This window comes from Brenneria rubrifaciens, from assembly GCF_005484945.1.
GTDB classification, from domain to species: domain Bacteria; phylum Pseudomonadota; class Gammaproteobacteria; order Enterobacterales; family Enterobacteriaceae; genus Brenneria; species Brenneria rubrifaciens.
The window spans coordinates 1,232,243-1,257,429 of the sequence record NZ_CP034035.1 but is presented as its reverse complement, the minus strand read 5'-3'; the positions used below and the strand labels follow the sequence as shown (position 1 = coordinate 1,257,429).

The window sequence follows — 25,187 nt, the reverse complement described above, 5'->3', positions numbered from 1 at the left end:
CCTCACCTATCTACTTAACCAACATGTGTTTGTTTAACTAAAATTTTCATTAGTTTTTTGAACATCTAGGATGGACACCTAACAAATACGCTTTTATCATGTTGTATACATTTCCCCAATTCATCTTCATAAATTCACTAGAAATTCCAGTAAGAAACTTATAATACAAGTACAGAGTAGGATATCTTCTCGCGGAAATAGCAATATCTAATGCGCGCTCACTGGTTCTGAAATTATTTTTATGTTCATTCTGGTCCAATCTAGAAAGCGAATGCATTAAAAAAGAAGACGAGCGAATCTTCACATTCTCGCCTTTACCCACTATCTTATAAATACGGCGAAAAAGGCTGAAATCTACGCCATATAGAGCATAATGTTCATCAAAGAGTTTTAAGTTATGTTTCTTAAATTTCTCAACCAAAGTTCGATTTATGATCAAGCCAGAGCCAATTGACAAAGTAGAAGCAGGATTTAAATCAGCATCCGTTGTGACAACTTTATTTTTACATACGGGGTAATAAATTTTATTATCGCCAGAGGAGATAATCTTAGGAAGTTCCAGATCAACACGACTGTTTTTTATTGCGTCAACAAATGACTCTGATATTTCAGTATCATCATCTAATATAATGAATCTTTCGACGTTTTGATATTTCGAAAAGACTTCATTATATATATAACTGAGAGGTAAATTATCAAGACAATTGATTAATTCAACCTGGTTGTCAAAGCATTGACCCAGCTTAGCTGAAAACTCTCCTTCATAAATGATTTCGCGAGGACCATTGTTGTGGATAACAATCTTTGTATCAGTAAATTTATAGCAGGATATCGTATTAAGGGTCGTGGACTCCTGAAGAGTCTTATTGTACATAACCACCAATATAATATTAGACCACATACACGCCTCTCATAAAAACCTTATCCATAAACGATCTCAATATTTTTTCTTATCCCATAAACGTCAAAAAGCAGGCTCAGGCATTTAAAAGTGCGCTAGAAATCCAGGATATAAGTGAGTCAGTTATTTTTATCTGCGCAAAAATAAATAGAATAGAAACATTACACCCAATAGGTATTATGTAATGTCAGAATAATGATTATTTGCACAGGCTTTTTCATCAGCTTCAATAAAAGACCCCCATCGCGCTCAGATACTGGCTTTGGGGTACTGACAATATCAGATCAATATCGTTTAGATTATTAAGAACACATTCAACTACACAAAACACTTATCAATGACTGATGTCTTTTTTATATAGAACATGAAATTTAGCAATAAAGAAGATTATTAGTCCCCCCGAAGCTCCAAATAATAGAGGATTAACCGATCCCGAGAATATCCAAAAGAAAGTAAAAATAAGCGGAACAATGAACTTCGTTTTTCCAGAGGTATCTTTATGAATAGAGCTAAAACACAAATTCATATATAAAACCAATAACACGCCAGCACCGATGAACCCCATAGCCATCAGCATCGATAAACTTTGGCTTTCGTACAGGTAAGGTGTAACTTCCGACCTCAATGCATTGGGAATAAAATATCCAATACCGTGCCCTAAAATAGGCTTTTTCCAGAATTCATACAATAATACTCTGTTCTGCCATATACGTTCGGCATCTGAAGCCATGTTTGGGTTATTATCACCACCAAATCTAGTCTCTATTATTTTAAAGATGAGCTCTCCGAGTGGCGTCATCGTTAACAATACGAAAATAACAACTGTCCCAAGAATACAAATTTTAAAAACCTTCCATAGCTTAGCTTCTAAAATAATAGCAAGAGCAATAAAAAAAACAGTCTCGGCCCAAAACGTACGAGAAAGGGTAAGCAACATTGAAATAATTAATAAGGCAAAACAACTATAAAGTAAAAACCTGTTGCTCTGACTATGAATAATTTCTCTGGTGATAAAATACATGAAAAATGGTACTGCTGAGTCTAAGGGTATTTGCAATCTTGAGATAAATGTCCCCTGAACACCCAGTGACATCATTTGAATATTCCATGTATCGCGAATCCAGGTGATAATATCGCCCATAGGAACACCAGACAATAAAGAAAAGACGAGAATGGCAATTTTTATTATTGCAATAATGACAAACATCTTTTTTATTGTTTTATAGATTACCACCCGATTATCATTAGATAAATCGCAACAGCATATAAGAAATGACGCTACCACTACAGATAAAAGTATATCCCTTGCTTGCCCCAAAATATATTCTTCGACATTCCCCTGAACGATAGAATATATCGTAGCCAGCAACAAGAAAACAATAAAGGGGAATGTTTTAAAAACCATTCGCCTTATCATTATTTGACTGGAAAATATATACGCACACATACTTAAAATAATTAATGGACTACGTAATGCCATTAAATATATAGATAGGTTTATTAAAAAACTTTTTCCTATTTTCATTAATGTCTATCCTAACAGGATTCTATTCCGAAAAAGCATCTTGCGGGTAAGATAAGCGATTGCCATCTAATTCTCAACACTTTTATTACCGAACTGGGCGTCGGTAAGCATGATTCATTGGCTGAAAATTTAATGCCATAACAATCACCCTTCGATGAAAACCATATATTTCCAATAACATACGATTATCAACCAATCCATGCCACGGCACCATAATTTATTAGTATTACTCTAAAATGATTTCTATTAGTTTATTTTGAAAACACATTTAGAGTGAATAGGCGTTAGCTTACCCTTGACTTTACATTAATCAAAAGGCATCGGGGCATGGCTAGGTAATGTATTCTTAATAACTCTTTCATTATCATCCAACCTCCAATCAGGTAATTGACTCGTGTAAATTGCGATAGGCTTATTATCTAATGCAATGCCTTTTTCTGCATCCACATTATTTTCAACATCAAGATTCCACTTCTCTACCGAGACACTTCCTTTTACTCCCGTCAAAGTAGATGCATCGTTTTTATTATTATTCCATGCCACAATTGAATAATTATTTTCTTTTCCATTTTCTTTAAGGATATATGCCTCTATGCCATTTCCAGGGAAATATCTTCCTACCAACTCTTTCCCTTTCATTGAATCAACCGCCATAGCATAGGCTAACAATCTTAACTTTGGCTTCCAATTAACATCAAAAAGTCCAGACGAGTATAATCTATTATTTAAAAAACGATCTTGTGCTAAGAAATAATCAACTCGTTTCATATCATAAAAGAAAAATGCCCGTGCAAATATTTTTATCATATCGTATGGATTAGAGTCTCTTTGAAACTCAATAGATGTATCTAATTGCTCCGTATCAAATATTGGTTTGGATTTTAGTTTAAATTTCTTCTGTTCTTCACGTATATAATTAGGCAAATCATCTTTCGGATAGACAAAATGATGGATTGAATATGCATCAGTATACTTATCTATCCCAAGCCTAAACGCTTCATCAACAAATCTTCTTCCGCCCTTACCTCCGCCTAAAGAATCGTTTCTGGAGTAAGTAGCAGAAAAGGCGACAGTTTTAAAATTTTCCCCACTTCTGTTGATAGCTTCTTTGAGCATTTTCATTTCTTGAACATATTGGGCTGGTGTTGAATTAATCCACCAAACCGCCGGAGCATCAACCTCATTTGCCAATTCTAAATATTCAACATTATGGCCTTTAATTCTGGCGAGCGTCACATCAAGGTAATGTTCATACTCATTATAAAACCTTTCATTTACTGCTGATAACTTATTATTAGCAACAGTGAATTTTGCCGGAGGATATCCAAAAACAAATAAGAGTGAAAAGTCATACTCTTTGGCCTTTTGAAGCTGAAAATCAAGCTGTTTGAAATTATTTGGATTGCCATTTTTATCACTTATACGATGCCAACAAGTCTCAAAACTTCTAAGTGAATCCACACCGGCGTGAGCCAGTAATGAGTAGACTTCATCTATCTTTTTTATATCTCCATCAGCATTTATAGCAGGTATTTCCATCCCATGTAAACCAAACTGCGTATTAGGATCTCTTTTGGAACGCTGTTCATCCAGATTTCTATTAATTATTTTATCATATACATATTTTGATACATCGTCACTTACTTCCTCTCTAGTTTCTTTTATTTTTTCATAATAATTTGATTCAGCAAGTGTTGAAAACGAAAACGGGAGCAGTAAAAGTAAAAAATAAGAATTGAAAAATAAAGAAAATATTTTTTTCATAAAAACCTCTTCAGTCGTTTTTTTTGCAATAGAAGTTAAAAGAATATCTCCTCTTATCATTTTTTTTCGATGAACTTAACCCATACATATTTAGCCAAAGCGTATGGTAATGCCCTGAATTTATAACGCCAAGCCACATCGAGATCATTGATTGCGGAATGATATCTAGCCCAATAAGGAGTTTTAGATCTACTATTATTCCAGCCTCTGCAATGAAATGCATTTATATTATTTATAATCATTACATCCCATTTCTTTTTTTTGGCGCGAAGTGATAATTCTATGTCTTCCTTGTACATATAGTAATTACGTTCAAAACCAATATCACCAGAACTATCAGGACACTGCTCTAACATAGTCCTTCTCACTAACATAAAAGCGCCACAAACAGCTTCAACCGCTTCAAAGCAATCTTTTTTATCAAGCTCTTCTTTAGTTAAAACAACCTCGTTTGCTCCCAAATCAAACCATCGTCCAAAAGGATTGCATGCGATACCAAGCGAGTCGTAAACACCAAGAGATTTGTTATTTTCAATATCAAATCTTATCAAAGGCACGGAAAACACACCGGTCTGTTTAAATTTATCCAGCGACGCAATAGTCAGTAATTTATCGAAATCTTTTCCCTCGATTCTTGCATCTGGATTTAAGAAAAGAACCCAATCAAAATCCGAAATGTTATCAAGCGCTTTGTTATTTGCAGCCACGAAACCGATATTTTCACATTCTTCAATATAGATTTGATGCTTTGTTTTCACTGCATACAGATATGAAGTATTGCTCGAACCAGAATCTATAATCTTAATCGTTAGATTATTTTCTGACGAGTCTAATCCTTCTACCACCCAATTAATGTGTTTATTACTGTTATATGTAACAATGATGACTAAACATTTTTTCCCCACAATTACTCCATCAACTTAGTCGTAACGATTCAAAGGTAAAAACTGCAAAGCATACTTCAGGGCATATTTAGGCGTTCTCTTAGAAAAACTCCATGTAATACTTTCCATGAGTCCGGCCCGACGCTCCACTGTTGATATGATATAATTCATAAAATCAAGCTTTTCCCCTTGGTATATTTCTTTATTCCTTTCTCTTAAATCTATCAGAGCTTTACTGAATGGATAACTTTTAGAAACCCTATTTTCATTCTCTTTATGGTCATGGTGCATAATATATGTAGGCTCTTGAAATCTTTTGAACTGGCCGTGCTCAAAAGATAATCTTAGCCACGTATCCCAATCCTGTAATCTTCTAGCCCTGATATCAAACCCACCAATTTTTCTTAACTTTTCAGTTGTAGTAAATACCTGATTTGAGGCTATATTACAAAAAAGCAAATCTTCATAACTGCCCTCAATATATTTTTCTCCGCCTTTATAATATAACTTTTCCCGCCCATCTACATATTTTTCTTTAAAGTTACAACAAATAAAAGACAGATTGTCACTCCAATTATCTAAAAAAAAACTTATTCTAGTGGGCGTAAATTCATCATCGTCATCTAAACCAGTTATGAATTTACCTGTTGCCTTAAATATCCCCATATTTCTTGCAACGCAAGCACCTTGATTATTATCATTTCTTAAATATATAACTCTCGAATCTTTCTCAGCCAATGCAGCCATATACTCTTTCGTCCCGTCTGAGGACGCATCATCGCAGACTAATATCTCAATATTGGAATAATCTTGCTTTAATACAGAACATATCGCTCTTTTCAGCTTATTCAGCCTATTATGTGTTGTTATATATATACTAACCTTAGGTTTTTTTTCATATTGCATAATATCTCTCAACATTATAAAAATACATTCACATAATAAATCATGCCAGCATTAGTTCTGGCATAAATAATAATTTCTATAATTTTTTTATAATGTTATACAACGCTTGTTCCCATTTCGACGGCCCAATATTCAGTGATTTTATTTTATTCCCATTCAAACTCGAATATAAAGGACGTTTTGCGGGTGTTGGATACTGATCAGTATTGATTTTATTGACTTGGGGCCGCTTTGCCAATCTCTCTTGTTCAACGCCAATCCTGAATATTGCTTCGGCAAAGTCACTCCACGCAACTTCATCGTCCCCGCAAAAATGGTAAACGCCCCCATCAGCGCGTTGTGTCAGCAAGTCAATAATCGCTTGAGCAATATCACCGGCATAGGTTGGGCAACCGCGTTGATCGCTGACAATACTCAGTTCTTCACGCTCCTTTGCCAAACGCAGCATGGTTTTAACAAAATTATTTCCATACTCGCTGAATACCCAAGCGGTACGGATAATTATCGCTTCAGGAAGTATACTGGAAACCACGACTTCCCCCTCCAGCTTGGTTTTCCCGTATACCCCAAGTGGATTGGTTTTATCCGTTTCCACATAAGGCCGCGTGGCTGTACCATCAAATACATAGTCGGTTGAAACGTGAACTAGAAGAGCCCCATACTCTTTTGCCGCAATAGCCAAATTTTCCGGCCCTGTTTTATTAACCAGCGCCGCGAGTTCAGGCTCGCTTTCCGCTTTATCGACAGCAGTATAAGCAGCCGCATTGACGATAGCATCCGGGCGGTACTCTTTTACCGCTGCCAACACTTTTTCCAAGTTAGTTATATCTAGCTCGGCGGAGTCAGTTGCCCATATACGCCAATCCGTTGGCAGACGATCCTGAAAACAACGTCCAAGCTGACCGTTCGCTCCGGTTAGTAGAATTTTCATACTGCCAACTCCTTGAGGTGTTTACCTAACTTGTCTTTCTCTGAAAGCAGCGGATTATCGATAGGCCACTCAATACCTACATCCGCATCATTCCAGACCAAGCACCCCTCATTATTGGGGTTGTAGTAATCAGTACATTTATATTCAAAATCAGCAAGATTAGACAGTACAACAAAACCGTGAGCTAAACCTGGCGGAATCCAAAATTGGGTTTTATTCTCTTCAGACAGAATCACACCTTCCCACAGTCCATATGTTGGCGAACCCTGACGAATATCGACAGCCACGTCAAAGACTTCCCCGCGAACAACACGCACCAACTTGCCCTGCGGATTTTGAGTCTGGAAATGAAGACCCCGTAAGACCCCTTTCGAGGAACGCGAATGGTTATCCTGTACAAATTCCAGATCAGTATTCAGCATTTCCTGATAGCGACTTTTTTCAAAAGTTTCGAGGAAAAAACCGCGCGCATCACCAAATACTTTTGGCTGAATAATTTTCACATCAGCAATTTTCGTATCAATTACCTGCATTTTATTTACCTTCAATCAAGTGTGCCAGATAGCGACCGTATTGTGTTTTTGCCATGAGCTTTGCCTGTTCAGAAACTTCTACAGCCGTAAGCCAGCCTTTACGGAACGCAATCTCTTCCAAGCACGCTACTTTAAAACCTTGACGCTTTTCAATCGTATGAACAAATTGCGATGCTTCCAACAGACTTTCATGCGTGCCAGTGTCAAGCCATGCAAAACCACGCCCTAAAAGTTCAACGTTGAGCTTTCTCTGATCAAGATACATTTGATTGAGAGTCGTGATTTCTAGTTCCCCGCGTGAGGAGGGTTTGATCAGTTTGGCCATCTCAACAACGTTTTGATCATAGAAATAGAGGCCAGTTACCGCCCAATTAGATTTAGGCTTGGCCGGTTTTTCTTCGATAGAAAGCGCTCGATATTTATCATCAAAATCCACCACGCCAAAACGTTCAGGGTCCATCACCTGATAGCCAAATACTGTCGCCCCTTGTTGACGCTCAACAACACCTTCGAGTTTGCGACCAAAGCTTTCACCAAAATAGATATTGTCTCCCAATACCAGTGCGCAACGATCGCCGTTGATGAACTCTTCGCCAATTAAGAACGCTTGCGCCAGTCCATCTGGACTAGGTTGTATCGCATAGCTGAAATTCACCCCAAACTGACTACCATCACCCAGCATTCGTTTAAATGCGGGCATATCCTCCGGCGTTGAAATAATCAGGATCTCGCGAATGCCCGCTAGCATTAATACTGAAATGGGGTAATAAACCATTGGCTTATCGTATATGGGCATCAATTGTTTGGACACGCCGCGAGTCAATGGATATAAACGTGTCCCGGTTCCACCTGCTAATACAATACCTTTCATAAGTTTCACTCCTGAGGTTAGTTATTGAGATAGGCCAAGGCGTTCCCCAGCGTAAGAGCCATCTTTAACTCGCTGCCACCAAACCTCATTCTCCAAATACCACTTGACGGTTTTACGAATACCGCTTTCGAATGTTTCCTGAGGCTTCCACCCCAACTCGTTATAAATTTTCGACGCATCAATCGCATAGCGCAGATCATGTCCGGGGCGGTCGGCGACGTAAGTAATCAGATCTTGGTAGTTGGCAACACCCGTTGGCTTGTTAGGCACTAGCTCTTCCAGCAATTGACAGATGGTCAGCACTACTTCAATATTTTTTCGCTCATTATGGCCGCCAATATTGTAGGTTTTCCCTACACTACCTTCTGTCACAACTTGGTATAATGCGCGGGCGTGATCTTCTACATAAAGCCAATCTCGGATTTGCCCACCGTTGCCATATACTGGCAACGGTTTACCGGCCAGAGCATTAAGGATGATCAACGGAATCAGTTTCTCAGGAAAATGGTAGGGACCATAATTGTTGGAACAATTGGTGACGATGGTCGGCAATCCGTAGGTACGCAACCACGCACGCACCAGGTGGTCACTGGAAGCCTTAGAAGCAGAGTATGGGCTGCTCGGCGCATAAGGCGTGGTTTCAGTGAAGAGATCGTCAGTGCCATCCAGATCGCCAAACACTTCGTCCGTTGAAATATGATGAAAGCGAAACGCCTGTTTTTCCGGCTCTTCAAGAGTCCCCCAGTAGTGGCGGGTGACTTCAAGCAGCGTATAGGTACCCACCACATTCGTTTCAATAAAATCAGCGGGGCCATCAATAGAGCGATCCACATGACTCTCTGCTGCGAGGTGCATGACAGCATTTGGCTGATATTCATTGAATACCTGCTCAAGACGGTCACGATCGCAAATATTGACACGTTCAAACTTGAAACGCTTATTATCAGAAACCGGGGCTAATGATTCGAGATTTCCCGCATAGGTTAGGCTATCAACAACCAATACTTCATCATTGGTATTGCTAATAATATGACGAACAACGGCGGATCCTATAAAGCCCGCCCCTCCTGTTACTATAATTTTCATACTATCCTCGTTACATTGACATCTTGATATTTTGATCGTCGATAGAATCAATTCCAATAACGCTTGTGCATGCTAAATCGCTTCACAAGAGCACGGGGAATACGTTTGTAATTCTGACCTAATTTATATCCTGTTACTTTCATGAGGTTATTTATAAAGGCAAAGGGAATATAGGTTATTCTGTGTTTCAAAAGAAAACGCAATTCAGAGAATATGAATTTCTTTCCTTCTCCCCCTGCCCCGCCAAATTTTTCTCTAATCCAGGGGTCGTCTGCATGAAATACGCCAATATCGAAGTAACGTTTAAACTCTTCTATCGCGCTATAATTATGAGAGTGTCTAACTATTGCCTCTGAAACATAGGCTACTTTATATCCCGCCAACACAACTTTAGCTGTAAAATGCATATCCTCACACAGGATAGTATTTGATGGAAACCCACCTAATCTTTTAAACGCGTCAATTCGGTAGGCAGAGAATGAATTAGACATAAAAACGGTTTTCAATCCAATTTGAGCTGCATCGCTAAGGCTACAAACATGACTTTCTTCCGGGTAATTGAAATATCTTGCGTGCTGAGCGATTGGATTAGCATCCAGATGGGGTAACTGTCTACCATAAGCACAAACCACGTCAGGATCGTCAAAAGCGGTAAGGATATTATCAATAAAACCTAATTCAGGGATTGCATCCTGAGTTAAGAAAATAACGATATCATACTCTTCAGCATTAATATCAACAGCCTGATTACGTGTTCCACCGTGGTTAAATTCTTTAGCGTCTATATTAATAACGTTAAAGCCAAAACCATCCGCTATTTCAGTAGTAGCATCATTGCTTCCAGAGTCAATCACCTGAACATGTAATTCATCATGGCTATATTTTCTGATGTTTTTTGCTGTCTCTTTCCAAACATCGCCACCGTTATAGGTTGGGACCGCTACAAAATATTTCATTTTTTCTCTTTTAACGATTATTGATGTAGTAATACGGAAAGGCTAATTCGTAGGCAACGCGGCGTTGTTGAATAAATCATTTTCGGGGTGCAGCAAAGCCCTTTCCTCATCTCTCAGGCAATGCGAACACTGACCGGCATGCCCAGCCGCGTCATGGTGTTCATTGCTTTCACCCGCGCCATCGCTTCACCCACCTGCCCATCGTAATCACGCAGCGACAACCGGTCTCCCAACATCATCTTCATCCGCGATATCGCCGTTTCCGCCAGTGAACGCCGGTGGTAACCCACTTTCTTTTTCCACGCCTCGTTGTTTCCCGTCAACCGCTGCTGCGCCACCGCCTGATTTCGCTCCTGATATCGCTCCAAAGGCCAGTATTTCGCTCCCCTGCGCGGCGGGATGACCGGCCTGATTTTCTTCCTTTTCAAACCGTCGTGGCAGTCGCGCACATCGTAAGCCCCGTCTGCCAGCGCTTCCTTTATCTTCCTGTGCGTCTGGCTTATCAGCCCCGGCAACGCCTGCGCGTCCGTCACGCCGCTGAGTGACAAGTCAGCGCAGACTATCTCATGTGTGCCCGCGTCCACCGCCAGATGCAGCTTGCGCCACACCCGCCGCTTTTCCGCACCGTGTTTTTTGACCTTCCATTCCCCCTCGCCAAAGACTTTAAGCCCGGTGGAATCAATGACCAGATGCGCGATTTCGCCGCGTGTCGGCGTCCTGATATTGACGTTAACACTTTTGGCCCGTTTGCTGATACTGGTGTAATCCGGGCTGCGCAGCGGCACATTCATCAGATGGAAAACCGAATCGATAAATCCCTGCAACGCCCGCAGCGCAAGGTTAAAGACGTTCTTGAGCATCAATGCAGTGGTGATCGCCATATCGGAGTAACGTAACGGCCGGCCTCGCCGCGCAGGCTCAGCGGCATCGTACCATGCGGCGGTGGCGTCATCGCTGAGCCAGACTGTCAGCGACCCCCGTTGACGGAGGGCGTGGTTATACGTTTTCCAGTTGGTGATTTTGAACTTCTGCTTTGCCACGGTTCGCCATGTACTGTCAGGGAAGAGAGTGATCTGATCCTGTTTACCGCTGAAAGTTCGATTTATTCAACAACGCCAGGCAACGCTATAATCAAATATTTATTGCTGGCGTTGAGTTGATATGAAATCTTCACTCTTAATAGGCACCATCTCTTTTTAAAACAACACCAATAGTCTTAAAAAGGATCGCAATGTCATTCCACAAAGACCAGTTTTTCACATACCAGGCATCGAAATAAACACGTGTATCATAGTCAACATCATTTCTTCCACTAACCTGCCACAGTCCGGTCATACCAGGCTTAGCCATTAGATAATAGTCAACATCCCCCGCATACTTATCCAACTCATCTTTTATAATTGGCCTTGGGCCAACCAGACTCATCTCGCCTTTGATAACGTTGAAAAGTTGAGGGAGTTCATCAAGACTGGTTTTTCTAATAAATTTACCGATTTTAGTGATTCTCGGATCATCTTTCAATTTAAAATCTTTTTCCCACTCAGCTCTGGCATCCGGATTATTTTCTAATATATCACGCAGAACCTCCTGAGAATTCGTAACCATTGAACGAAATTTCAAGCATTTAAATTTTTTCCCATTTCGGCCTATGCGCTCATGTCCATAGATGGCCTTTCCGCCATCTTTTGAAACCAGATAAAATAAGGAAAGCAACAAGGGTGAAAGCACAGTGACAATCACTAAGGCACCAAAAATATCAAATGTCCGCTTAACTAAACGAGAGGTTCTTTTTGCCAGGCTGTTGCTAACGCGCAAGATCATCACTTCATGACTAAAAATGAAAGACATTTCCGTGCCATATAAAGGGACACCCCGCAATGTCGGGATAACAGATACTGATCGACAATTATGTTTAGCGAGATTTTTTAACCAAAAATCCCTTAATGAGTGCTCTTCAAATTCTACAGCCACAATAAACTGGGTATCTTCAGGGCAACTTTGCTGCCAAAGTTCATCTTCACTCTTTATTACCGGAACACCAAAAATTTCGTGAACAGTATCAAAGCCATTACTAGAATAAAACGCAGCAATGGAAAACCCTAAAACTTCTTCACTTTGAAGTGCGGCATAAGCATCTCTGGCGTTTTTCCCCGTTCCTATAATAATGGTGTGCTTTTTCCAGATATTAAATTTATCCAAAAACCTTTTTACAATTACGCGGCCAACAGGAACCAGAAAAATAGCCAATGCCCATGTCGCAACCCAGATATACCGCGAGAATTGCCATTTTGAAAATGCAACCAAAGCCAGATCAAAAACTGCAAATATGACTAACGTTCTGATAATTTCTTTCAGTTCAAACCAAAAAGGCTTTCTATATGTATAGTGACGTAATCTTATCCATAACCAGCTAACACACAGGAGAGATAAAGTAATATGTGAGATAAATCTCGCTGAAATTTCAGATTTAGGAATAAAAGAATATATGTCGTAGCCCAGCAGACTCATTATCCCTAATGTAAGCAGCAGCGCCAAATTAAAAAAAACAAAATCGGACAATGCCATAAAAAACTTAACAATATTATTTTTTCTAAAAAAAATTCGCGCATGCATAATGTCATACCCCAAATAGTTTCATAAAATTTAAACACCTTTCATGAATACTTAAAATCATCACAACACAATGTGATATTCAATTATCAAAACGGCTTTATTTATCTACAAAAATGATAAAAAAGCTGAACAGGAAAATTAATAAATTTATCCCTTAATTGCTATTTAATAATTCATATTAATAAGCAGGAAATATCCTTTTCCGAACAACCGATTTACTATTTTATAATAGTAAATCGGTATGGAGTAACATATTATGATTTTGATTTATACTCGTAGGTATAATAATCGTAATTACCGTAACCATAATAACTTGCTGCTCTTTTCATTACAGCATTCAGAATAACACCTTTAATTTCAGCACCATTCTGCTCAAACCGTCGAATACTAACCTCAATTTCTTTCAACGTGTTCACTTCAAAACGAGCCACCAGTAATGACGTCCCCACATGTCGGCTGATAATAGCAGCATCGGTTACTGCCAAAATCGGAGGCGTATCCAACAGAACCAGATCGTAATGTTCACCGGCCCATTTCACAAACTCAGCAAAACGGCTGTGCATTAACAGCTCTGACGGATTCGGCGGTACCTGACCACGCGGAATAAAATCCATATTCTCAATTACTGTTTTACGTAAGCTGTTCTCAGCACTGCATTGACTAGATAAAATATCGGAAAGACCTTTACTATAATCGGTTCCCATTAGTTCATGGGCATAACCTTTACGCATATCGCAGTCAACTATCAATACCCGTTGCCCAGCCTGCGCAATCACCGCGCCTAAGTTAGCACTGATAAAGGTTTTACCAATAGCGGGGCTGGCACCGGAAATCATCAGCACATTATTTTTAGCCTCCATCATGGCGAAGTGCAGGCTGGTTCGCAGGCTACGAATGGCCTCAATAGCTAGATCTGCGGGGTTCCCGATAGCCAACAGCTCTATAGAACGAACATTCTTTTTACCTTTACCTAATAATAGCGCTCTATCTTTTTTCTGTTGCCACTCAGAAAGCGGAACGCTGGCATAAACATTGACACCTAATTCTTCTAGTTGCTCTGGACTTTCAATGCCTTTATGCAGCATAGTTCTGATAACCACAAACGAAGCAGAAGTAATTCCTCCTACAATCAGGCTTAACAAAACTATTAGTGATTTTTTAGGCTTAACAGGTTTTAATTCCGTCACTGCTGAATCAATAATGCGAACATTACCTATTACACTGGCTTTATTTATGCTCAGCTCCTGCTGTTTATTCAGCAATTGCATATAAACTTCTTGCCCAGCCTCTACGTCGCGCGTTAAACGCAATATTTCCTGCTGAGTTTGTGGCATACCATTGATACGTTGTTCAACTTTTTTCCTTTCTTGCTCTAATGTTTTCCTTTTCTCCAATAAAGCACGGTAGGCTGGATGCTCTCTGGTATAGAGTTTGGATATTTCCGCTTCTTTAAATGTCAACTCATTCAACTGTGTTTCAACCGAAACACCGGTATCCAGCACAGCTTTTGCTTCCAGCGAAAGATCGACTGATTCATTCAGTTGGCGATATGCGTTAAGTCTATTTTCCGCTTCATTCAGTACGGCTCGAACACTCGGCAGTTGCTCTTTTAGAAACTCCAGGCTTTTACCTGCTTCTTCTGATTTACGCTCGACGTTTTGCTGTAGATAGTTTTGACTAATGCTGTTTAAAATTTTGCTCACTTTAGCCGGATCTTCCCCTTCCAAAGTGAGCTGTAAAACACCGGTGTCTTTACCCGTGTCAGTTACAGTAAAATCATTAAGCAGCGTATTGATCGCTGTAAGCTCATTCAGTTTCTTTATTCTAAAAACAGTTCCCTCTGGTGCAGCCATATCGCTGACTAACAAAGAAAGGCCATTATTCTTTTCTAGCTGCCCAACAGTACCAGTAAAACTAACTACATCACCCGCTTCTATTTTATAACTTGTTGGACTCAATACCGTTAATTCGATTTTTTCATCTTGCCAAGAATCAGGAACTTCTAAGCGAGATACGGCGATTTCTCCAGGCTTTTTACCTAAAAGACGAGCCATTCCTTTACCAAAAACAGGGAAATACTTCTGCTCTACTACCGTATTCAATGAAAGATCGCGGATGGTTTTACCTATCACCATACGGGACTTTATTAACTCAACTTCTGCATCTGATTGGGGCTTGCCGTCTGGCAATACACGGGAGATATCTTTTAACAACTGATTGCCCGAATTTTGTTCGACCTGGATTAATGCATCAGCTTTATAGATGGGGGTCGCTAATGTGGCATATAAAATCCCAATGATTGCAAATACGGCAGTGACACCAATAATTAGCCATCGGTAATCAAGTAATGTACCTAATAAACGCCCTAGATCAATTTCATCTGAACTGGTTTCAGATGCTTTCACTGAAATTTTTTCTGCCATGGTTTTCCCTGACTGGTTAACGACTTAATGCTTGTGCCCATTTTTGGGCAGACTGCTCAAGTTGCGAGTACACGAATTCAAACGCTTCTCGACTTTTGCGGTAAGGATCGGCGATGTCCTGCTGATTTAACCAATGGCCAAAGAGCATGATTTTACCGCGCACCTGGGGGGCTAATTTGCTTACCGCATCAATATGACTTTTCTCCATAACCAGGATCAGATCGTACTGGCGGCATAAAGACGAAGTAATTTGTTGCGCAGTATGCCCTTCAAGAGAGAGGCCGTGACTGCTCGCTACCTCAGTAGCAGTGTTGTCAGCAGGTTTTCCCACCAACGCGCCCAAGCCGGCTGAAGCAATCCGTTTAGCTGGCAATGCCTGTTGTAACAGCCGTTCCCCAGTTGGGGAACGGCAGATATTACCTACACAAACCACTAATATTGAATCAAACATATTTATCTCTACGGCCAGGTACGTACGCGCAATGTACCTTCAGTCAACTCATTAAAGCCGGAAATGGTCGGTACAAGTTGGCTGATAACACGGTTCCAGCGAGCGATAGGTGCCGCAGTAACGTAGACAATATCGTAAGGCTGTAATTGAAACTCCGTCCCCATCACCATTGCCGTGGCATCAGACATGTTCAACTGATAAATATTCGCCAGTTTCGGTCCTTGCGTTCCGCGTAGCGAACGAACCACAAATACGCCGGTTGCATCGGACACAGACTGGGAAAATCCTTCCGCGTTACCCAACGCTTCCGTCAACGTCATGCCGCTACGGTCCATTTTAAGCGTGCTTTGTTTCGTGACCTCACCCATAACAAACACTTTCAAATCGTCATTGCGGGGTATGTAGAGTATATCGCCAGGATAGAGGAGATGGTTTTGCGATAGGTCGCCGTTTTGCATTAGCGCCTGAAGAGACAACCGCTGTTCTTTACCGTTGTGCGTCAATACGATGTTACGCCAGTCCGCATTTTCCGTCAGACCGCCGGCCTTGTTAATCGCATCCAGCACGGTTAACGGCACGTTGGTAATAGGCTGTTGCCCCGAGGTCGCCACTTCCCCCGTTACATAAGCCTTTTGTGAACGGAAGGCGGCAATGCTGACATCTACCTGCGGTGACTCGATGTATTGTGCCAGCCGACCCATAATTTCATCGCGAACCTCAGTGACCGTTTTACCAGCAACGCTCACTTTACCGATATAAGGATAGAAAATGGTGCCATCGGAATGAACCCAGTTACCGGTATCCGCCGCTGTACGGTAAGTACCGGCCGGTGTGGTCAGTTCAGGGTGATCCCATACGGTAACCATAATAACGTCACCAATACCAATACGGTATTCATACCCTTGAAGTTCTCTCTCCAGCGCCGGATTAGTTTGTGCAATCAGTGGCTTGGGCCGCATTTTTTCCACCAGATACGGCGTCAACGGATAAACATTCACTAGCTTATCGATATCAAAATCAGCATCTTGCTGTTTGATGACTTCCTTGCCACTGCTGGAAAGATGAGAGCCTGGAATTATGGTGCAGCCGCTAAGCAGAGCTGCTGACACCACAAAGGGTATCAATTTTAATTTGTAATTTATCATCCTGTGTATGCCATCGCTCTTGTTTGAAAATTGCGCAAATCCCTACAAAATAGTCAATGATTATAGAGAAGAACTCTTCAGATGAACTTAGATCTTACATATAAAACAAGCGTAATTTACCCTTTAACGGCATCGAATCAACACTTTTATCTGTCTAAGATGACACTTCTCCGAAACCATACACGCATTCTCCCCATCAATGTTATTGATCCAAAATACCCGGCAAAAGCCATCAAAAATACGCTTAACATAATAGACTCACTTACGCTATTACGCTCGCAAATGATGCCTGCCACCGCAAATAAAACCGCAAGAACAACGATAGCGGCCAGCGTCTGATGCGGTGTAAACCCGGCGCGGATTAATATGTGGTGCAGATGTTCGCGATCGGGCTTGAAGGGATTATTCCCTCTTGAGATACGGCGTATGATCACCGCCACCATATCCATTAACGGGACAGCAATGAGCCATAACGCAGTCACTGGGTGCATTACCCTAGCGTCCCCTTGCGTGGCGAGGATCAGTAACCAGATTACCGAAAAACCAACCAGCGTACTACCGGCATCACCCATGAACACTTTAAATTTTTTTCCGAAAAACAGACCTGAATTCAACAGGGTATAGGGTAGTACCGCAGCCAGAAAGCACAGGCTCCAGCGCGCCAGATCACGTTGACCACCAAGATAGAAAACCACCACCAGGGCGCCAAACGTCACACAGGACAAGCTCCCCAACAACCCGTCAATGCCATCCACCATATTGAAGGCATTAATGGCTCCCCATACCGCAAACAGGGTAACGGTATAGCCAAACATACCTAACCACAGCTCATAGCCAAAGAGTACACTTCCCAGGGTGGTCAGATACAGTCCTGCGGACATCATTAACCCGGCAACACACGTTTGTAAGCCGATGCGGGGTAAGACGGGGAGATCGTAGCGGTCATCCAATACGCCAACAATCAGCAGCGCAGTGGCACAGACCATATAGAGGGGGAAATTAGGCAGCCAGTCGGGTTGTCGCATATATAAAACCCATAGCGCCATGTAGATGGACACGCCGCCAACGAGCGGGATATGCCCCTGATGTTTTTTGCGAATGTTAGGCCTATCAACCAGACCGACTTTGATTGCCACCTTTCTTGCCGCGAACAACGCGGCAAGCGCGCTTAAAAATATCACCGTGGATTCCTGCATTTTAGCACCATCATCAACCGTTATGAGATCAACCGTTATGAGCCGTCATATCAGGCACGCTACCGCCCCTGGCTTATAGCTACCAATGCACTCTTAAAGTACGGAACACCATCCTGTGGTTTTAAGCGTTGGAATCCTAACTCACACTTTCTATAATTATTTGTAGTTTTTGGGAGCCGCCAGGGAGTTAGCTAAATACGAACAACCACAACTTCCCTCTACGAAAAAAGTGACCCCGTTGGCAAAAACTAACATCCAAGTTCTCATAGTATTGACGACTAAATGGAGAGCACAAGGGCAAGGTGTTTAGATAGGGAGTTTTTCGGAATTGGACTACGCGCATTTAAAGCATTTGATCCTACATCTGGATAAAAACACAACTTAAAGTACATAGTCAGCCGATTTGGATAAAAATTTTCTAAAAAGCACAGCATATTAGTCTGGAAACATGCCTGACAAAAGGCGCGCATATTCTATGCGTTGTTTAACGATGTGATCAAATACCACAGCCTGTATCTTGCCGATTTTGTAGCAAATTTTTCTTATTTGTATTTTTATCAACCTTTTTTCAGCCAAAAATCAATCACAGCGCATACGCCCGGCGGGCAACCTATGACTATGATTCATGAGTAACCGTTTTTGTTTGGGGTGACATCGTGGTGCTACGAATTCTGGTTCATTTTCGTTGTCCCTGATACGCTAGCCGAGGTCTTCGTTAAGAAAGGTGAAATAATAAGTATGGAGTGGATCGCCGATCCAACAATATGGGCCGGTTTAGCCACGCTGGTCGTGCTGGAGCTGGTATTGGGCATCGATAATCTTGTTTTCATTGCCATCCTCGCTGAGAAATTACCAAAAGAGCAGCGCGATAAAGCCAGAGTTGTCGGTCTTCTGTGCGCTTTATTGATGCGGCTGCTCCTCTTATCATCGATTTCCTGGCTGGTTTCTCTGACAACGCCTCTCTTTACGCTGTTTGAACACACCTTCAGCGCTCGCGACGTGATTATGCTGATTGGTGGTCTGTTCCTGCTGTTCAAGGCCACGTTGGAGCTTAACGAACGGCTGGAAGGAAAAGATGGAGAGCAGCACGACCAGCGCAAAGGCGCGCGATTCTGGCCGGTCGTGGCGCAAATCGTCGTTCTGGATGCTATCTTCTCCCTGGATTCGGTAATTACCGCCGTCGGCATGACGGATCATCTCTTGGTGATGATGTCTGCCGTCACCATCGCCATCTGTTTAATGCTGCTCGCCAGCAAGCCGCTGACCCGTTTTGTCAACGAGCATCCCACCATTGTGATCCTGTGTCTCAGCTTTTTGCTGATGATTGGCTTCAGCCTAGTGGCGGACGCGTTTGGGTATCACATTCCCAAAGGTTATCTCTATGCCGCAATTGGTTTCTCAGTATTGATTGAATTGCTAAATCAGGTTTCGCAATTTAACCGCCGCCGCTTTCTCTCCTCTTCCGTTCCTCTGCGCCAGCGCACTGCCGAGGTCATCTTACGGATTCTGCGCGGCGATCACGAGGAAGCCGAACTGGATAATCAGACATCGTCGCTGATTGCGGATAATACCCGGACGGGTAACCAATTATTCAATCGTCAGGAACGCCGAATGATCGAACGCGTGTTGGGGATGGCACAGCGTACCGTCAGCAGTATTATGACCTCGCGTCACGATATTGAACCGGTAGAATTGGATACCTCGCCAGATGAACTTGCTCGGATATTAACCACCAATCAGCACACCCGGCTGATTATCACCGACAGCGAAACGTCAGATGAACCGCTGGGGATTGTGCATGTCGCGGAACTTTTGCAACAACAGTTGAATCAGGAGCCGTTCGATCTGCCTATTCTGCTCAGACAGCCGCTGGTCTTCCCTGAACAGCTCTCTCTGTTACTGGCGCTGGAACAATTCAGAGAAGCAAAAACGCATTTTGCATTTGTGGTGGACGAATTTGGCTCGGTTGAAGGGGTGGTGACACTGAGCGATGTGATGGAAACCATTGCGGGCAATCTGCCGCAGGAAGGTGAGGCCGTGGATGCCCGGCATGATATTCAGCAGAACGAAGACGGCAGTTGGATCGCTAACGGCTATATTCCGCTGGAAGATCTGACCATGTATATTCCGCTCACGCTGGATGAAAAACGAGAATACTCTACGCTGGCCGGGCTATTGATGGAGCACTCCCAGCGTATCCCGCAGGCGGGGGATAGGTTGTTTATTAATGGCTATCAATTCACCATTCTCACCGTAGAGAGCCACCGTATTGTGAAGGTGCTGATTACCCCCGGCAGTGAACCGCAATTCGACGAACAGCGCCATTAACAGCGCCGTCACTCAAGACGCGGTTAGAGACGATCGAGGAATTGTTTCAAGTCCTTACCTTTCTGGCTTTCCTGATTTTTATTGGCCCAGTCATTCAAGCGTCTTTTAAGTTCGTTTTGCAGGCGTTTACGCAGCAATTGATCGACTTGTAACTGATAATTCAAATTGTCCCACGAACCATAAATCCGTAACGGAACCGCCGTATTTTGCAGTATGCTGACTAACTGTTTATCGCCTTGCCAACCGTCAGTGATCCGTACGTTCATATGGGTATCGCAGGTTCTGGCAATGAGGTCTACCTGCCCAGATCCGGTCAACGCCAGCAATTCAGAAGTCCCGTTCAGGTCATCGATTGTCAATTTGCCGGCACGAAGCTGCACATTTCCCGCCAACTGCCGTACTTCGGTATAACGTTCATAGCGTTCCTGCCCACGTACATCCACATTGTTGCGCGCGACGGCCATCTGCACCATTTGCTGAATATTCATTCCCTGTAAACGCAGATTGCTGGCTTTCAGGGCCGCCTTTCCCTGCCACTGCCGGATCATCGCCGGCAGGCTGAACGCATTGCCGGCAAACTGGCCGTTCAGCGAAAACGTACCGCTCAGGCTCTGGGGCAAAGCAAACGCGGCCGTGAGTTTAGCAATATCAATATTCTTAAGTTCTGGTTGAAAAGTGATCGCCGGGGAAGCGCTGCCGTCTATCTTTCCGGGAAAGGAGAAATTTCCCTCTCCCAGTTTGCCGCTCAGCGTGGCGATGTTCAGCACGCCATGCTGATTGGTCGCCTGAAGAATAAACTGGCTGATATCAAGTCCACGGTAGACGATCGTCTCAGCCTGTAAGGACACGCGGCCGGTAAATCCCAGCAGGTCCTCTTGCACACCCGATGACGGCGTCTCGGCGGAAATCACCGGTTTGCTTGCCTTGACCTGAACGGCTGGCGCGCCTTTCACTGCGCCGGGTTTCATGCCGAGCAACGCGTCCAAATCCAGTTTGCCGGATTTCAGATCCAGCACATAATCGGGATGTTCGCCAAACGTGGCACTGCCGCTTCCCGTTAGCTGACTCTCATTGGCGCTCAGCGCCAACTGGCTGACGGTGACTTTTTCAGGCAGTTGCTGATAGCTGGCCTGCAAACTGCCGCTGCCGCTAATCCCGCTTTCGGGAATACCTGCGCCCTGAATCCGGTAATCCAGCGTGTTGATTTTGGCGTTGATCTGCTGCGGGAAGTGTTGCATATCCATATCGGCAGACAGGGAAATGGCGACATCGCGTTGATCGCGATTGATCCGGCTGGATAAGGTAATACTCACCTGACGGTTATCGTCCTGCTCCATCAACAAGTTGATATCGCGAATGTTGATCTGTTCGTCATTACTGGGTTGCAGCACCAGCAGACTGTCCGCTACTTTCAACCGTTCAATATCAAATCGCCAGCCCCGCCCTTGGGTGGGGGCCGGCGATCCCGCGGGCGCAATGGGAGCGCTGCCGGGTTGCTTCGCTTCACTCGCCGGCGTCAGTTGGATGACGGCGCCTTTCAGCATAACCTGCTTAACCGCAAGCTTGTGGGACAGCAGCGGTAAGAGCTGTACATCAAGCCGCATATTTTCCGCGCTGACTACCGGCGCCGTCGAACCGGGCGCGCTTAGCGACATTCCGCCGGACAGAATGCTCAACTGCGGCCAAACGTGCCAGCGCAACTCGCCATCCAGTTGGAGACGATAGCCGCTGCGATCCTCGACCTGTTTTATCATATAAGCGCGAAAATCATTGGGATTCACCAGCACCACCAGCGCTGTCATTCCTGCCACCAGCACTACAAGCAAAATTGCCAGTGTTGTCAGAAATCTTCTCATGCCATCCTCATTGTCATACGCGTTTATCCTCAATCATTTACACACTGGGATACAGGTCAAAATCAATGAGTCCGCACCAGACCGCGGGTAATTAGTCTTTATCTATCCGGCTCGCCACGGCACCTTGCTGATCTTTATATTTAGCATCTTGCCGCCGGTTATAGGGACGCGCTGCCGGGCCGGATAACGGCTCGAAACTCAGCGCGCCGATCATCATTCCAGGGCGCAGCGCCAGCGGCAACTTACCTGAATTATAGAACTCCAGCACGATTCTTCCTTGCCAACCGGGATCAATGCGGTGCGCAGTCACATGGACCATCAATCCCAAACGCGCCAGCGAAGAGCGACCATCCAGCCATCCCACCAGGTTATCCGGCAGGGTTACCGACTCGAACGTCACCGCCAGCGCCAGTTCTCCCGGATGCAGAAAAAAGGCTTCCCCTTCCGGTAAAATAATCTCATCGCTCATTACGCGATCCAACGCCGAGCTGACTTCATCCTTCGGACCGCTGAGGTCGATATAGGCCGCAGTATGACCGCTGAAAACCCGAAACTGATTGCCCAAACGGACATCGACAGTCGCGCCGTTAATTCTTTCTGTCGGCGGGCGGGGGGTAATCACCAGCCGGCCATCATCCAGCCAGGCTTCAATGTCACGATCACACAGTCTCATCTTTTTTCTCCATTCGACACGGCAGGGGGAAAGTCCCCGTCAGTCACTCAACGCATCGGCTTATTCAAAGAATTGGCTTAGCTTGGCTTTCAAAATATCAATCGCGATGCGGTTTTTGCCACCGCGGGGAACGATGATATCGGCGTATTGCTTTGAGGGTTCGATGAATTGCAAAAACATGGGACGCACCGTTTTCTGGTACTGCTCCATCACCGAATCCATCGAACGACCGCGTTCGTTAACATCGCGGCGCATGCGCCGCAGCAGGCAGATATCCAGCGGGGTATCGACGAAAATAGAAAAATTCATCTCCTCGCGCAGACGGGCGTCCGTCAACAATAGAATGCCTTCGAGGATAATCACTTTCTTCGGCGCAAGATGCACCGTTTCCTGCTTGCGGGTGTGCTCAACGTAACTATAGAGAGGAAGTTCAATCGCCTGCCCCGCTTTCAGCATTTGCAAATGCGTCAGCAGCAGGCTGTGATCCATCGAACTCGGATGGTCGTAATTGGTTTTGATCCGCTCTTCCATGGTCAGATGGCTTTGATCTTTGTAGTAGCTGTCTTCAGGTATCACACCAATATGTTCGTCACCAACCTGATCGCGCAATTCGCGGTATAACGTACTGGAAATAAGACTTTTGCCGGAAGCCGAGGCCCCCGATATCCCGATGATGACACACTGGTGAGACTGCTCAGTCATAGTAATTAACGACCTGATTAATGATAAAAGAAAGGGAGCGCGTCAACCGGCGCTTTGCTGCGCAATTATAGGGAGTTAGCGCGGTTGGCGCCAGCCTTTCAACCCCCGAAACCTTGCCGCACTGAACTGCGCGCGGCAAAGATCGATTTAGTATGAATACTCTCCAGCCAAACGGTTAGCGAGACAAGAAACGGAGGCGGCGATGAGAAACCGACGCTCGCCGCCTCACTTACCCGCGCGTGACGTGAAATTACACGGCGCGGAAAGAAATTTCGGTAGGAATGACTTGCCCTTGCCAGTAAAGCTGTGCGGCAACCTGCCCTGCCAGCTCACGGTATAACGAGGTGAATTCGCTGTCAGGATGGCTGACTACCGTCGGTTCGCCACGATCCAGATCTTCACGCAGCGAAATATGCAACGGCAGTTGTCCCAGCAAGGCGCAATGGTATTTTTCCGCCAGCATCTCTGCGCCGCCGGTGCCGAAGATCGGTTCCAGATAACCGCAGTTGCTGCAAATATGGACGCTCATGTTCTCTACGATACCCAGTACCGGCACGCTGACTTTCTCAAACATCGCAATGCCTTTCATGGCATCCATTAATGCGATGTCCTGTGGCGTGGTCACCACTACCGCGCCGGTGACAGGAATATTCTGCGCCAGCGTCAACTGGATATCGCCGGTTCCCGGCGGCATATCCAGCACCAGATAATCCAGATCCGGCCAGAGCGTATCCTGCAACAATTGCAGCAGCGCTTTGCTGGCCATCGGCCCGCGCCACACCATGGCATTGTCATCCGTCACCAGATAACCAATCGAGTTGGTCGCCAGACCATGGGCGACAATCGGCGCCATATGCTGGCCGTCCGGCGAGGTGGGACGCTCGCTCGCCGCCCCCAGCATGGTCGGAATCGACGGCCCATAGATATCGGCATCCAGAATACCGACGCTGGCTCCTTCCGCCGCCAACGCCAGCGCCATATTCACCGCGGTGCTGGACTTACCGACGCCCCCTTTGCCGGAGCTGACCGCAATAATGTTTTTCACCCCATTCACGCCGGCCTGATCGTTCACCCGGCGTAGCGTGGCGATATTGTGCGTCAGACGCCACTCGATGGCTTTCGCGCCAGACAGCTTCAGTAGTTCCGCGCTGACCGTCTCTTTTAATGTCTCCAATCCGCTGAGCCAGACAAACGGCATGGTCAATTCAATGTGCAGCACATTATCCAGCAACGCGCAATGGTGCAGCGCATTCAGGGTCGTCAGATTGTTTTTCAGTGTCGGGTGCTGAAAAGTAGAAAGAACCCCGTTGACCATGGCTCGCCATGCTTCAGGAGTCTGTTCGGGACGTGTAGAGTTCATTCCGGCTCCTTGAAATTCTGATTATTAACCGATAAAAACCGTTACAGCATATCAGAAGGACACCACACTGGCGCCCTTCGCGG

General features: G+C 44.2%; 21 protein-coding genes. 1 reads left to right on the top strand and 20 read right to left on the bottom strand.

Annotated features, from left to right (window positions below; genetic code table 11):
- Positions 1–49: 49 nt before the first annotated feature.
- The 16 genes from EH207_RS05875 to wecA form a co-directional block, all read right to left on the bottom strand.
- Positions 50–901 carry a glycosyltransferase family protein gene (locus EH207_RS05875; RefSeq protein ID WP_137713149.1) on the bottom strand — a complete coding sequence of 284 codons (852 nt, stop codon included), beginning with the start codon at positions 899–901 and terminating at the stop codon, positions 50–52.
- A 334-nt stretch (positions 902–1,235) separates the two neighbouring features.
- Complete coding sequence (locus EH207_RS05870; RefSeq protein ID WP_137713148.1) at positions 1,236–2,426, bottom strand: O-antigen ligase family protein; 1,191 nt, start codon at positions 2,424–2,426, stop codon at positions 1,236–1,238.
- A 306-nt stretch (positions 2,427–2,732) separates the two neighbouring features.
- Positions 2,733–4,250, bottom strand: a complete 1,518-nt coding sequence (locus EH207_RS05865) for a hypothetical protein (protein WP_246048942.1) — start codon at positions 4,248–4,250, stop codon at positions 2,733–2,735.
- Positions 4,247–5,095: a glycosyltransferase family 2 protein gene (locus EH207_RS05860; RefSeq protein ID WP_137713147.1), complete on the bottom strand. Its 849-nt coding sequence runs from the start codon at positions 5,093–5,095 to the stop codon at positions 4,247–4,249. Before EH207_RS05860 ends, EH207_RS05865 begins: the two co-directional genes overlap by 4 nt.
- 15 nt (positions 5,096–5,110) lie before the next feature.
- Positions 5,111–5,980, bottom strand: a complete 870-nt coding sequence (locus EH207_RS05855) for a glycosyltransferase (protein ID WP_137713146.1) — start codon at positions 5,978–5,980, stop codon at positions 5,111–5,113.
- A gap of 76 nt (positions 5,981–6,056) precedes the next feature.
- Complete coding sequence (gene rfbD, locus EH207_RS05850) at positions 6,057–6,911, bottom strand: dTDP-4-dehydrorhamnose reductase (RefSeq protein ID WP_137713145.1); 855 nt, start codon at positions 6,909–6,911, stop codon at positions 6,057–6,059.
- Positions 6,908–7,444, bottom strand: a complete 537-nt coding sequence (gene rfbC, locus EH207_RS05845) for a dTDP-4-dehydrorhamnose 3,5-epimerase (RefSeq protein ID WP_137713144.1) — start codon at positions 7,442–7,444, stop codon at positions 6,908–6,910. Before rfbC ends, rfbD begins: the two co-directional genes overlap by 4 nt.
- 1 nt (position 7,445) lies before the next feature.
- The gene (rfbA, locus tag EH207_RS05840) at positions 7,446–8,315 is read right to left on the bottom strand and encodes a glucose-1-phosphate thymidylyltransferase RfbA (RefSeq protein WP_137713143.1); all 870 of its coding nucleotides are present in this window, start codon (positions 8,313–8,315) and stop codon (positions 7,446–7,448) included.
- A 21-nt stretch (positions 8,316–8,336) separates the two neighbouring features.
- Positions 8,337–9,401, bottom strand: a complete 1,065-nt coding sequence (gene rffG / locus EH207_RS05835; RefSeq protein ID WP_137713142.1) for a dTDP-glucose 4,6-dehydratase — start codon at positions 9,399–9,401, stop codon at positions 8,337–8,339.
- A 47-nt stretch (positions 9,402–9,448) separates the two neighbouring features.
- A complete protein-coding gene (locus EH207_RS05830; RefSeq protein WP_137713141.1) occupies positions 9,449–10,357 on the bottom strand; it encodes a glycosyltransferase family 2 protein in 909 nt (302 codons plus the stop codon).
- A gap of 113 nt (positions 10,358–10,470) precedes the next feature.
- Positions 10,471–11,397 carry an IS5 family transposase gene (locus EH207_RS05825; protein ID WP_137713140.1) on the bottom strand — a complete coding sequence of 309 codons (927 nt, stop codon included), beginning with the start codon at positions 11,395–11,397 and terminating at the stop codon, positions 10,471–10,473.
- A 136-nt stretch (positions 11,398–11,533) separates the two neighbouring features.
- Positions 11,534–12,970, bottom strand: coding sequence for an undecaprenyl-phosphate galactose phosphotransferase WbaP (wbaP, locus tag EH207_RS05820; protein ID WP_137713139.1), 1,437 nt, complete (start codon positions 12,968–12,970; stop codon positions 11,534–11,536).
- Positions 12,971–13,224: 254 nt separating this feature from the next.
- Positions 13,225–15,393, bottom strand: coding sequence for a tyrosine-protein kinase Wzc (gene wzc / locus EH207_RS05815; protein WP_137713138.1), 2,169 nt, complete (start codon positions 15,391–15,393; stop codon positions 13,225–13,227).
- 16 nt (positions 15,394–15,409) lie between these two features.
- Positions 15,410–15,844, bottom strand: coding sequence for an arsenate reductase/protein-tyrosine-phosphatase family protein (locus EH207_RS05810; protein ID WP_137713137.1), 435 nt, complete (start codon positions 15,842–15,844; stop codon positions 15,410–15,412).
- Positions 15,845–15,852: 8 nt separating this feature from the next.
- Complete coding sequence (locus EH207_RS05805) at positions 15,853–16,989, bottom strand: polysaccharide export protein (protein WP_137713136.1); 1,137 nt, start codon at positions 16,987–16,989, stop codon at positions 15,853–15,855.
- Positions 16,990–17,135: 146 nt separating this feature from the next.
- On the bottom strand, positions 17,136–18,185 hold the full coding sequence (wecA, locus tag EH207_RS05800; protein WP_137713135.1) for a UDP-N-acetylglucosamine--undecaprenyl-phosphate N-acetylglucosaminephosphotransferase: 1,050 nt from the start codon (positions 18,183–18,185) through the stop codon (positions 17,136–17,138).
- Between the two features lie 738 nt (positions 18,186–18,923).
- On the opposite strand from wecA, the gene EH207_RS05795 reads away from it, so the two are divergent.
- Complete coding sequence (locus EH207_RS05795; protein WP_137713134.1) at positions 18,924–20,513, top strand: TerC family protein; 1,590 nt, start codon at positions 18,924–18,926, stop codon at positions 20,511–20,513.
- Positions 20,514–20,536: 23 nt separating this feature from the next.
- On the opposite strand, the gene asmA is transcribed toward EH207_RS05795, so the two are convergent.
- The 4 genes from asmA to apbC form a co-directional block, all read right to left on the bottom strand.
- On the bottom strand, positions 20,537–22,369 hold the full coding sequence (asmA, locus tag EH207_RS05790; protein WP_137713133.1) for an outer membrane assembly protein AsmA: 1,833 nt from the start codon (positions 22,367–22,369) through the stop codon (positions 20,537–20,539).
- Between the two features lie 91 nt (positions 22,370–22,460).
- Positions 22,461–23,042: a dCTP deaminase gene (dcd, locus tag EH207_RS05785; RefSeq protein ID WP_137713132.1), complete on the bottom strand. Its 582-nt coding sequence runs from the start codon at positions 23,040–23,042 to the stop codon at positions 22,461–22,463.
- A gap of 60 nt (positions 23,043–23,102) precedes the next feature.
- Positions 23,103–23,744 carry a uridine kinase gene (gene udk, locus EH207_RS05780; RefSeq protein ID WP_137713131.1) on the bottom strand — a complete coding sequence of 214 codons (642 nt, stop codon included), beginning with the start codon at positions 23,742–23,744 and terminating at the stop codon, positions 23,103–23,105.
- Between the two features lie 250 nt (positions 23,745–23,994).
- Complete coding sequence (gene apbC, locus EH207_RS05775; protein WP_137713130.1) at positions 23,995–25,104, bottom strand: iron-sulfur cluster carrier protein ApbC; 1,110 nt, start codon at positions 25,102–25,104, stop codon at positions 23,995–23,997.
- Positions 25,105–25,187: the final 83 nt, after the last annotated feature.